The organism is Streptococcus sp. ELY_137, assembly GCF_058314515.1.
The window spans coordinates 84,215-96,361 of record NZ_JBZFUL010000004.1 but is presented as its reverse complement, the minus strand read 5'-3'; the positions used below and the strand labels follow the sequence as shown (position 1 = coordinate 96,361).

Sequence of the window (12,147 nt, the reverse complement as noted above, 5' to 3'; positions counted from 1 at the left end):
TTCCCCCTATTCTTCCGTGTTTGACTTAGGGTCAAGGGCATCCCGCAAGCCATCTCCTAAAAGGATAAAAGCAAGGGAGATAAGAACCAAAGCCATAGCTGGAATAACCAACTGATAAGGATAATATTGTAAGTATTCTTGGGCGTCGGTAATCAAAGAACCTAGGGAAGCCGTCGGCGGTTTTACACCCAGATTGATAGCTGATAAGACTGCCTCATACATGATGGCACTTGGTACTGTCATCATAATCTGAACAATAATAATACCAGAAATATTAGGCAAAATATGCTTAAAAGCAATACGCAGACTGCTTTCACCCAAGGTCCGTGACGCTAGAACAAAGTCTCTTTCCTTATAAGACAAAGTCATATTACGAACTTGACGAGCCATAGCTGTCCAACCCACAATAGCGATCGAGATAATAATAGCTGTCACTCCATTCCCCAAGAGCAAGCCTAGCATAGTCACAATAACCAGATTGGGAATCGAAGAAATTACCTCAATAATCCGCTGCATAATCGTATCAGTTCGACCGCCGACAAAACCAGAAATCAAACCATAACTGACACCAATCAAAAGATCAATCAAAGTGGCAACAATAGCAATCAAGAGGGAAATTCTGACCCCCACAATGACCCGTTTAGCAACACTACGTCCCAAATTGTCTGTTCCAAGGATAAACTTCCTACCTCTAGGTACCTTTTGTTCCTTATATACATCTATCTTTTTAGCCACACCAGAATACTTGATAGTGCCGTTCCAAAAGGGTAGCTGCTCACTGATTTTGGGAGGGAGATTGCGGTAAGTTGTCACCTTGTCACTGTTAAAATTATTAGCATCTTCCCGACTGACAAAGACTGTTGAAATCAGAGCCAAGGCCATCATCGCAACCAAAAACCAAAGAGCCACAAAGGCTAATTTATTCTTTTTTAAACGCCGCCAAGCGTCCTGTATAAACGAGAGACTAGGCTTCTGAATTTTTTCCTGCGAGTCTCTACTGCCGACCCCCACCAATTTAAATGTTTTTGTATCTTCCATAAGTCTTCTCCCTTACTGCAAACGCACACGAGGATCGACAATACTGATGATAATATCAGTTACCAGAATAGCTACCATCAGCATCAAAGCGTAAACAATAGTCGTTCCCATAATAACAGGATAGTCCTTAGTCGGAATCGAGCTAACAAACTGCTGACCAATACCAGGAATAGAAAATATCTGCTCAATTAGAGCCGAGCCCGTCAAAATATTGGCTGCCAATGGCCCAATCAAGGTTAAAACCGGAATCATAGAATTGCGATAGGCGTGTTGTCCAGTTACTTCCGATGCTGTTAGTCCCTTGGCACGTGCCAATTGGATGTAATCGGTATTGAGCGTTTCAATCACCTCGCTGCGAAAGAAACGCGTTACCTGCGCAAAGACAGGAGTAGCTAGAGCAAGAGTCGGTAAAATAGACTGACCAAAGCTTCCCCAGCCAACCAAGGGCAATAAATTCCACTTAAACCCCAGATAATCCAGCAAGAGTAGGCCGATAATAAAAGATGGCACCGAAATACCAAGGGTAGATAAGATACTTAGCACACCATCAACCCAGTTGTTTTTATTGCGAGCAGAAACAGCCCCAACAAACAATCCTGCGATGATACCAACTACTAGAGCCTGAACACCCAGCTGGGCTGAAACGGCTAAACGCTGACTAATCAAGGTAGAAACCGACTGATTGACAGAAGCATAACTTGTTCCCAAATCACCATGCAGAATGTTCCACAAGTAAGTGAGGTACTGCTGCCACACTGGTTTATCCAATCCATACTGTTTATTCATCAAGGCAATCATCTCATCGGTCAACTTGGGATTATTATAAGGTGTCCCTGGCAAAATCTGCATCAGAAAAAATGAAAGGGTAACCACCACCCAGAGGGTAATCACTAAAATCACAAGACGTTTTAATAAATATTTCACCATAATTATCGTTTCCTTTACAGCTGGGAGACTGCAAAAAATGAACTTTCCCAATTTTTTAGCCTAGCTTCTAAGAGCCAACACCAAATTATTCTATTTTCAAATGTTAAGGCTGTTTCACTGAAGGCACAGTAACCAACAAGACTCCAAAGGAAAAAGTTGATTGGATAAAAATTCTTTTAGGCGTTAGCCTTCAGAGTCACCGTGAAAGCCAGCACGGTTTTCTGACTCTGCCTTGCCTAGCATGACTACTCCTTATAAGCATAAGTGAAGTCGGTGTAAAGTCCTGTTGCATTGCGCACCAAACCCTTTAATTTAGGGTTTTGGAGAGCCCTGTTTGAGCGGAAGTAAATAGGATTGTAAAGTGCCTCATCGTACAACGCTTTCTCAGCCGCCTTATAGTCATCGGCAATCGCAGATGGATCAAGAGCATCTGTTGTCAGGGCCTTTTGATAAGCAGCATCATAAGTTGGACTGGAGAATTTACCATAGTTATAGGCCGAATCAGTAGTAAACAGGCCATAGAAAGTGGAGCCTTCTGGGTAGTCGCCTCCCCACAGAACTAGAGCCACCTCAAAATTTTGTTTTTTCGTATCGTCAAGACGCTGTTTAAAGGGCACAAATTTTTCTTCAACAGTCAGACCGGGCAAGGCCTTCTCCCAAATTTCCTTGGTATAATCAACCGTAGCTTTAGCAACAGGCTGATCTGAATCAGCTGTTATTGTTAGCGTCAAGGACGTCAGACCTTCTTCAGTCAATCCCTCTTTAAAGAGCTGAGCAGCTCTCTTCGGATCGTAAGTGTAACCCGGTGCAACATAGTCTGTTAAATCCTTACCATTGGATAATTTTTGCATATCGGCTGGCACAAAAGCCCTTGCTGGTGCTGAACCTGTATCAATAGCCGCCTTAACAATGCCAGGACGATTGGTTGCTAAATTGAGGGCCTGGCGGATTTTTGTATTCGTCAAGCTAGGTATTTTTCCTGTTTGATTATAAACCATATAGGTAGTTGTCGCCTCTGGTACCTTAATCACATCTTTACGGTACTTATTAGCATTGTACATGGCAGAGGTTGCAGAAATATTAGCCCAGTCTATATCACCCTGTTTGTACATTTGTACAGCTGTATCAGGTTTCTTGATGGTTTGCACATTAACAACCTGAGTCTTGACATGCCTAGCATCCCAATAATACTTATTTTTAACTAGCTTATAGCTGCCGTTGGTCCCATTCCAATCGATGACTTTATAGGGACCAGAGTACATGGCATATTTAGCATTCGTCCCATACTTATCGCCAGATTTCTTGACAAAGGCTTCCTTTTGAGGAATGAAATTTGAAAAAGACAAAAGATTTTTAAACTGCGGTGCCGGACGAGATAAGGTAAAAATGACCTTATTGCCTTCCGCCCGAACCCCCAAATCAGACACAGGCTTCTTACCGGCAATAATCTCTTCAGCATTTAACAGATGCCCGTCGACAGTCAGGTTAGAATATTCTGACGCTGTTTTAGGATCCACCATTCGCTGCCAAGAATAAACAATATCCTTGGCAGTCAAAACACTGCCATCTGACCACTTGAGATGGTCGCGCAAGGTTGCAGTATAGATCTTTCCATCTTTAGAAACATCAACTTTTTTAGCCAAATCTGGTTTTAGATTACCTTTCTTATCAACCCTCAACAGATTGCTGCCTGAATTTCCAATCGCCATGGCCGAAAACTGGTCTGTGTTCTTGGAAGCATCAAGAGTGATCATCTCAGTCGGTGTATACCAGTTAATGTCGTTCTCAGTATTAGACTTTTGAGTAAAATGGTAATGCACAGCACCAACTCCGACACAAATTAAGCCAGCTAGGACAAACCACTTAGCATTTTTACGAAGTTTTTTTCGAAATTTTCGTTTAATTATTACCATAAGAGTCTTTCTAATTCTATCAAGCAGAAAAATCTGAGTCCTTACCTTATCTTGCCCAAAAATAGAGGAAACTCAATCACAAGAGAGTATTCCAGATACTTTAAAGGGTTATAACGCCAACAATTATAGCAGTTTATTAAGAGAAAGTAAATATTGTGTTTCTGTTTCTTATCAGCTTCAATACTTCAATAGCTTGACGGTATGAAATACCTTTAGTAAAACGATCTGTCCTTTCAAAACTCTTTTGATAGGACTCCCAAAATTTTATCTGATGATAAAGGCCATGCAAGAGTGATAGTTCATCTAATCGCTAGTATCAATTAATAGAAAAAGTAAAAAAGTTGCACTTATTATTGCAATTCATCCCATAGAAAAAGAGTCTGAGATAAAAATTCAGACTCTCTAGCATATTCTAGTTTTACCAGATTGACGCAGTGGTTAGGAGTAGGACTTGCTGGCTATGCCAAGAAGCCCTACTCCTGCACAGTTCATTAGGTGCTTTAGCACCAATGAACCACTCCGCCAAGAGCTTATTCAAAAACAGGAAGATTGGATGAGCTTTTGCCCAGCCTTCTACTGCTTGAGTCCCACTTCTCTGGGTACTGCTTATCATCATTCAGCTGCAAGTTGGTAATAAGCTTTCTGGTGTCATAGGCTTAGTTTTGATTCACTCCCAAAAGCTGAATCAATTAAACTATCGATCCTACTCTTTATTCGACGACAGAAACTTCCGACTCTGTTTGGTCTACCGTATCTTCAATAATTTCGACTTCATTGACCGCCTGAGGCTCAATATTACGATAACGGGCCATCCCTGTACCAGCTGGAATAATCTTACCAATGATAACATTTTCCTTAAGACCAAGAAGATGATCCTTTTTACCACGAATAGCAGCATCGGTGAGCACACGAGTAGTTTCTTGGAAGGAAGCGGCAGACAAGAATGAGTTAGTTTCAAGCGATGCCTTAGTAATTCCCATCAGAACTGGACGGCTGGTTGCAGGAATACCGCCGGAGATGACAATATCTCTATTAGCATCAGTGAAATCTGCAATATCCATCAAAGTTCCTGGCAGCAGATCCGTATCACCTGGATCCATAACCCGCACCTTACGAAGCATTTGGCGAACCATAACCTCGATGTGCTTATCTCCGATTTCTACCCCTTGGCTGCGGTAAACCTTTTGTACCTCAGCCAAAAGATAAGTCTCAACAGAAAGTGTATCACGCACTTCTAGGAGATGTTTGGGTTGGATAGAACCTTCAGTAAGGGCATCCCCGCGGGAAATTTCATCACCAATTTCAACTTTCATACGAGCTGTAAATGGTACTACATATTCGTCCTTACCGGTCTTACCTTCTACATAGACCTTCTTGGTACGGGTAGCAGCATCTTCCTCAATATCAGTGACGCGACCTTTAACTTCAGTGATAACAGCTTCACCTTTAGGATTGCGAGCTTCAAAGATTTCTTGGATACGTGGCAGACCTTGAGTAATATCGGTATTAGATGCAACACCACCGGTGTGGAAGGTACGCATAGTCAGCTGGGTCCCAGGTTCACCGATAGATTGAGCGGCAACCGTACCAACAGCTTCACCGACTTCCACCGCATCGCCTGTTGCTAAGTTGATACCATAGCAATGACGGCAAACTCCGTGGCGTGTGTTACATGTGAAGACTGAACGGATTGTTACTTCTTCAACACCAGCCTGAGTGATCTCTGCAGCCATGTTTTCTGTAATCAAAGTATCCGGCTTAACAATAATGGCACCAGTTTCAGGATGCTTAACTGATTTCTTGGTATAACGGCCAATTAAGCGTTCTTCCAAGGTTTCAGTCACTTCCTTACCATCAGTGATGGCTGTGATCGTCAAGCCACGATCTGTTCCACAGTCATCCTCACGGATAATAACATCTTGAGCCACATCAACCAAACGGCGAGTCAGATAACCTGAGTCAGCTGTTTTAAGAGCTGTATCGGTCATACCCTTACGAGCACCGTGGGTTGAGAAGAACATTTCCAGAACTGAGAGTCCTTCACGGAAATTAGACAAGATAGGCAATTCCATAATCTGTCCATTTGGAGCTGCCATCAACCCACGCATACCAGCCAATTGAGAGAAATTAGAAATGTTACCACGCGCTCCCGAGTCCATCATCATAACGATTGGATTCTTAGGATCCTGATTGGCAATCAAGGCAGCTTCCAATTCTTCCTTAGCTTCACGCCAGGTATTAGTAACAGCTGTATAGCGATCATCATCCGTCATTAAACCGCGACGGAAAGCCTTATTGATCTGTTCAACCTTGCTGTGGGCAGCCGCAATAATTTCCTGCTTATTATTTATAACAGGGATATCAGCAATACCGACCGTCAATCCAGACAGGGTTGAGTGATAGTAACCAAGGTCTTTCAAACGGTCAAGAAAGGCTGAAGTCTCTGTTGTCCGCAAACGTTTAAAAGTCTCAGCGATAATATTACCTAAGTGTTTTTTCTTGAAAGGTTCGTTGAGCTCAAGGGCTTCGATAGCCGGTTTGATATCAGCTCCCAATTCCAAGAAGTATTTATCTGGTGTTCTGTCTGTCAAGTTAGCATTGGTTGGTTCTTGCAGATAAGGAAGCTCTGCTGGCATGATGTCATTAAAGAGAATCTTACCGACAGTAGTGACCATAACCTTGTGTTTTTGATTTTCGGTCCAAGGTTTTTCTGGCATGCTATCCGTTGCAATCCCTACACGCGTATGAAGATGCGCATATCCATTGCGGTAAGCCATGATCGCTTCATCCCTATCCTTAAAGACCATACCTTCGCCTTCACGACCAGCATCTTCCATCGTCAAGTAATAATTACCTAGCACCATATCTTGGGATGGAGTTACGACTGGCTTACCATCTTTAGGGTTCAAGATGTGTTCAGCTGCCAGCATCAAGAGACGTGCTTCAGCCTGTGCTTCCTCTGATAGGGGTACATGGATAGCCATTTGGTCCCCATCAAAGTCGGCATTGTAGGCTTCACAGGCCAACGGGTGAAGGCGCAATGCTTTACCGTCAATAAGCACAGGTTCAAAGGCTTGGATACCAAGGCGGTGAAGAGTAGGTGCCCGGTTAAGAAGAACAGGGTGTTCTTTAATGACTTCTTCCAAAATATCCCAAATGCGCTCATCTCCACGCTCGACCATACGTTTAGCGGCCTTGACATTACCAGCGTACTCACGATTAACGATTTCACGCATAACAAAAGGCTTAAAGAGCTCAATTGCCATTTCACGTGGCACACCACACTGGTACATCTTGAGGGTTGGCCCCACAGCGATAACTGAACGACCAGAGAAATCGACACGCTTACCAAGCAGGTTTTGACGGAAGCGGCCCTGCTTACCTTTAAGCATATGACTGAGAGATTTCAATGGACGGCTACCTGGCCCAGTAATTGGACGTCCTCGGCGGCCATTATCGATAAGAGCATCAACGGCTTCCTGAAGCATCCGTTTTTCATTTTGAACAATGATACCAGGTGCATTCAATTCAAGTAGACGAGCCAAACGATTGTTACGGTTGATAACACGGCGATAAAGATCATTTAAGTCAGAAGCTGCAAAACGGCCGCCATCCAGCTGTACCATCGGCCGTAAATCCGGTGGGATAACCGGCAGAATGTTAAGCACCATCCACTCTGGCTTATTACCAGATTTATAAAAAGCATCCAAGACATCCAAACGGCGGATAGCCTTGATCCGTTTTTGACCAGAAGCTGTCTTTAATTCTTCCTTGAGTTCAGCAATTTCAGCCTCTAAATCTACCTGTTTCAAAAGGTCTTGGACGGCCTCAGCCCCCATTTTAGCGACGAATGAACCGTAACCATATTCTTGCAGTTTTTCGCGATATTCGCGTTCGGTCAAGATAGATTTGGGTTCCAGCGGTGTATCCTTGGGATCGATAACCACATAGGCCGCGAAATAGATGACTTCTTCCAAAGCACGCGGGCTCATGTCAAGGGTTAAACCCATGCGTGATGGAATCCCTTTGAAGTACCAGATGTGTGACACAGGAGCTTTTAACTCAATGTGTCCCATGCGTTCACGACGAACTTTGGCGCGGGTCACCTCAACTCCGCAGCGGTCACAGACAATACCTTTATAACGGATACGCTTGTATTTACCACAGGCACACTCCCAGTCTTTAGTTGGTCCGAAGATAACTTCATCAAAGAGACCTTCACGTTCTGGTTTGAGCGTGCGGTAGTTGATAGTTTCAGGTTTCTTAACCTCACCGTAAGACCAAGAACGGACCTTACTAGGCGAAGCTAAAGTGATTTGCATACTTTTAAAACGATTTACGTCAACCACTAGTATTACCTTTCTATTGCAAGTAATGTCAACAGTCTTTTAGATGCTGACACGATGAGTTTAAGACAACTAGTCCCAAACTCCCAATTATTTTATGCTTTAATGAATAAGCAGTAGCTGAATTAGCCTTTTAATTAACTGCTCTTTGCCCCTGCTCAATCCTGATTAGCTTCCTGCGCCTCAGCAGTCTCTTGGGCCTCTTGAGCTGCACGAGCTGCTTCGGCTGCTTGTCTTTGACGAGCTTTTTCTAAGTCATCAACGTGCATCACATCGTCATCCTCACCTTCATCAAGATCACGAAGTTCAACTTCTTGGTTATCCTCATCCAAGACACGCATATCCAGACCAAGCGATTGTAATTCCTTGACCAAGACACGGAAGGACTCTGGAACTCCTGGTTTTGGAATAGGTTTGCCCTTGGTAATTGCTTCATAGGCTTTCAAACGACCTGTAACATCATCTGACTTGTAAGTCAAGATTTCTTGAAGGACATTTGATGCACCATAAGCTTCAAGGGCCCAAACTTCCATCTCTCCGAAACGTTGTCCACCAAACTGAGCTTTACCTCCAAGTGGCTGCTGCGTAACAAGTGAATAAGGACCAGTAGAACGAGCATGAAGTTTATCATCGACCATATGGTGAAGCTTGATCATGTACATGACACCAACAGAAACGCGGTTGTCAAACGGCTCACCTGTACGGCCGTCATAGAGAACTGTCTTGGCATCACTGGCCATACCAGCTTCTTCCACAGTTTCCCAGAGATCCTCAGAAGATGCTCCGTCAAAGACTGGTGTCGCAATGTGGATCCCCAAGTTGCGAGCTGCCATACCAAGGTGGAGCTCCATGACTTGTCCGATATTCATGCGTGATGGTACCCCGAGCGGGTTCAGCATGATATCAACCGGAGTTCCATCTGGAAGATAGGGCATATCTTCAACAGGAACGATGCGCGAAACGACACCCTTGTTCCCGTGACGGCCAGCCATCTTATCTCCAACCTTAATCTTACGTTTTTGGGCGATGTAAACACGAACCAGCATATTAACACCTGATTGCAGCTCATCACCATTTGCACGTGTAAAGATCTTGACATCACGCACGATGCCATCACCACCGTGCGGCACACGAAGTGATGTATCACGCACTTCGCGTGATTTATCACCAAAGATAGCGTGGAGGAGTCGTTCCTCAGCCGAAAGGTCTTTTTCCCCCTTAGGTGTTACCTTACCAACCAAGATGTCGCCTTCTTTAACCTCGGCACCGATGCGGATAATCCCCATTTCATCGAGATCCTTAAGAGCATCTTCGCCGACGTTCGGAATCTCACGGGTAATCTCTTCAGGGCCTAATTTTGTATCACGTGTTTCTGACTCGAACTCTTCCAAGTGAACAGACGTATAAACATCTTCTTTGACTAGGCGTTCAGACATGATGACGGCATCCTCGAAGTTGTAACCTTCCCATGTCATGTAAGCAACAATAGGATTACGTCCGAGAGCCATTTCTCCTTTTTCCATAGAAGGACCATCTGCAATGAAGTCCCCTTTTTCAACTTGGTCACCAACCTTAACCAAGGTACGTTGGTTATAAGCTGTACCAGAGTTTGAACGACGGAATTTGGTAATATGGTAAACATCAAGTGAACCATCTTCGCGGCGCACTTCAACTTTCTCAGCATCCGAGAAGGTGACGCGGCCGTCATGCTTAGCTACCACAGCAGCACCTGAGTCATGGGCTGCTTGATACTCCATCCCTGTACCAACAAATGGTGCCTTAGGATCAATCAATGGCACAGCCTGACGCTGCATGTTAGCCCCCATAAGGGCACGGTTGGAGTCATCGTTTTCCAAGAATGGAATACATGCTGTCGCAACCGCAACGACCTGTTTAGGCGATACATCGACAAAATCGACAGAGCTTGCAGGGAACTCTTGGTTGTTACCTTGATGACGACCCATAACAATTTCTTGCGCAAAGCTACCATCTTCATTAAGTTTTGAATTGGCCTGAGCAACAGTATATTCATCTTCTTCATCCGCAGTCAGCCAGACAATCTCATTAGTGACCTTACCAGTTGCGCGATCAACCTTACGATAGGGCGTTTGGATGAATCCATACTTGTTCAGATGTCCGTATGAAGACAAGTTATTGATCAAACCAATATTTGGTCCTTCAGGAGTTTCAATCGGACACATACGACCGTAGTGGGTGTAGTGCACGTCACGCACTTCATATCCAGCACGGTCACGGGTTAAACCACCAGGTCCCAAGGCTGACAAACGACGTTTGTGAGACAGCTCTGACAATGGATTGTGTTGATCCATAAATTGAGATAGCTGAGATGATCCAAAGAACTCTTTAACCGCTGCTGTCACAGGACGAATATTGATGATTTGTTGCGGTGTCAGAACGTCGTTATCTTGAACGGACATACGTTCACGCACATTACGTTCCATACGAGTCAAACCAATACGGAACTGGTTAGCCAAAAGTTCACCTACCGCACGAATACGACGATTACCCAAGTGGTCAATATCATCTACCTTACCTAGCCCCTCAGCCAAGTTGAGGAAGTAAGACATTTCCGCCAAAATATCCGCCGGCGTAAGGGCACGGACCTTGTCGTCTGGATTAGCATTCCCAACAATTGTCACAACACGGTCAGCATCAATCGGTGATACGACCTTAAACTTTTGCAAGACAACAGGTTCTGTCACTACCGCATAATCATTTGGTGTGTACATGAAGCTATTCAAGCCCTTATCGATTTGTTCTGAGATTGAATTAATGACATCACGTGTCATTTCAGTACCAGCTTCAACAAGAATTTCACCCGTTTCATTATCTACCAAATTTTCGGCAAGGACTTGATTCAGGAGACGTGTTTTAACACTGAGTTTCTTATTGATCTTGTAACGACCAACAGCTGCCAGATCATAACGACGCGGATCGAAGAAACGGGCCATCAACAGACTACGCGAGCTGTCAGCAGTTTTTGGCTCTCCTGGGCGCAAGCGCTCGTATATTTCTTTGAGAGCTTCATCTGTACGCGCATCTGCTGGATTCTTATGGATATCCTTTTCAATAGTATTGCGAACCAATTCGCTGTCACCAAAAATATCAAGAATTTCATCATCACCTGAAAAACCAAGGGCACGCACTAAAGTCGTAAATGGAATCTTACGCGTACGATCAATACGAGTGTAGGCAATATCTTTCGAATCTGTTTCCAACTCCAACCAAGCGCCGCGGTTGGGGATAACCGTTGAACCATAGCCAACTTTGCCATTCTTATCAACTTTGTCGTTAAAGTAAACTCCCGGAGAACGTACCAATTGCGATACGATAATGCGTTCACCACCATTGATAATAAAGGTACCCATTTCCGTCATAATTGGAAAATCACCAAAGAAAACTTCCTGAGTTTTGATTTCACCGGTTTCCTTATTGATCAAACGAAAAGTCACAAAGATCGGTGCTGAGTAAGACGCATCGTGAATACGCGCTTCTTCAAGCGAATATTTAGGTTCTTTCAGCTCATAACCTACAAATTCCAGTTCCATGGTATCTGTAAAGTTAGAGATTGGAAGTACATCCTCAAATACTTCTTTCAAACCATTGTCCAAAAACTCTTGGAATGAATCCGTTTGGATTTCAATCAAATTGGGTAAATCAAGAACTTCCTTGATTCTAGAAAAACTGCGACGGGTGCGGTGTTTCCCGTACTGAACGTCATGTCCTGCCACGTTTCTATCTCCTTTATAGTAAGATACAAAGACCATTCGTCTGTTGGAGCAAGGTTAGCCTCATCAGCAAACAGAACTTAGGTCGAGGTCGATTAACAGTTTATTTGTCGCGGTACACCTTTTGCACCCGTAATTTTTAGAATTTTTATTTTTTTATTACAAATACAAAAA

The 12,147-nt window shown here is 43.8% G+C and carries 5 protein-coding genes; all 5 read right to left on the bottom strand.

The window, feature by feature from the left end; all coding sequences use genetic code 11:
• Positions 1–6: 6 nt before the first annotated feature.
• The 5 genes from AC4HAO_RS04470 to rpoB all read right to left on the bottom strand — a co-directional run bounded on the left by AC4HAO_RS04470 (position 7) and on the right by rpoB (position 11,976).
• The gene (locus AC4HAO_RS04470; RefSeq protein ID WP_491092716.1) at positions 7–1,038 is read right to left on the bottom strand and encodes an ABC transporter permease; all 1,032 of its coding nucleotides are present in this window, start codon (positions 1,036–1,038) and stop codon (positions 7–9) included.
• 12 nt (positions 1,039–1,050) lie between these two features.
• Positions 1,051–1,965: an ABC transporter permease gene (locus AC4HAO_RS04465; RefSeq protein WP_491134710.1), complete on the bottom strand. Its 915-nt coding sequence runs from the start codon at positions 1,963–1,965 to the stop codon at positions 1,051–1,053.
• A gap of 245 nt (positions 1,966–2,210) precedes the next feature.
• Entirely contained in the window at positions 2,211–3,878 is a 1,668-nt protein-coding gene (locus AC4HAO_RS04460) for a peptide ABC transporter substrate-binding protein (protein ID WP_491134709.1), read from the bottom strand.
• Positions 3,879–4,588: 710 nt separating this feature from the next.
• Positions 4,589–8,227 carry a DNA-directed RNA polymerase subunit beta' gene (gene rpoC, locus AC4HAO_RS04455; protein ID WP_491092711.1) on the bottom strand — a complete coding sequence of 1,213 codons (3,639 nt, stop codon included), beginning with the start codon at positions 8,225–8,227 and terminating at the stop codon, positions 4,589–4,591.
• A 155-nt stretch (positions 8,228–8,382) separates the two neighbouring features.
• Positions 8,383–11,976, bottom strand: coding sequence for a DNA-directed RNA polymerase subunit beta (gene rpoB / locus AC4HAO_RS04450; protein ID WP_491092710.1), 3,594 nt, complete (start codon positions 11,974–11,976; stop codon positions 8,383–8,385).
• Positions 11,977–12,147: the final 171 nt, after the last annotated feature.

What these genes read in the sequence shown, in the direction of transcription:
- AC4HAO_RS04470 (WP_491092716.1), bottom strand. Translation starts at nt 1,038, where the DNA reads ATGGAAGATACAAAAACATTTAAATTGGTGGGGGTCGGCAGTAGAGAC.
- AC4HAO_RS04465 (WP_491134710.1), bottom strand. Translation starts at nt 1,965, where the DNA reads ATGGTGAAATATTTATTAAAACGTCTTGTGATTTTAGTGATTACCCTC.
- AC4HAO_RS04460 (WP_491134709.1), bottom strand. Translation starts at nt 3,878, where the DNA reads ATGGTAATAATTAAACGAAAATTTCGAAAAAAACTTCGTAAAAATGCT.